The organism is Blautia sp. MSK17_66, from assembly GCF_020538025.1.
Lineage (GTDB): Bacteria > Bacillota > Clostridia > Lachnospirales > Lachnospiraceae > Blautia_A.
Genome location: NZ_JAJBNQ010000114.1, coordinates 1 through 327 on the forward strand (window position 1 = coordinate 1; position 327 = coordinate 327).

At 35.5% G+C, this 327-nt stretch carries 1 rRNA gene; it reads left to right on the forward strand.

Going from position 1 to position 327, the window contains the following annotated elements:
• Nucleotides 1-97: ribosomal RNA gene (locus tag LIR34_RS17725) — 23S ribosomal RNA — on the forward strand; the annotation flags it as partial.
• Nucleotides 98-327 lie beyond the last annotated feature (230 nt).

Consider the following 327-nt stretch of genomic DNA (forward strand, 5'->3'; position numbering starts at 1 on the left):
GTAAACCCCCTTGAAGACGACGAGGTTGATAGGGCAGGGGTGGAAGTATGGTAACGTATGGAGCTGACTGCTACTAATAGGGTGAGGGCTTGACCAACAAGCATGGTTAAATTGATTCGATTACTTAGTCAACATGTATGTGGTTTTGAAGATGTGATAATCTTCATGTTATTTTTGAATATCTTGTTTGTTTCAATTATTTAAAAAAATAAAAAAATAGTATTGACAAACACTGACAGATATGATAAAGTAAACAAGCTGTCTGAGAGATGACAGCAAAGAACCTTGATAACTAAACAGTGAAACACATACGATTCTCGAAAATTC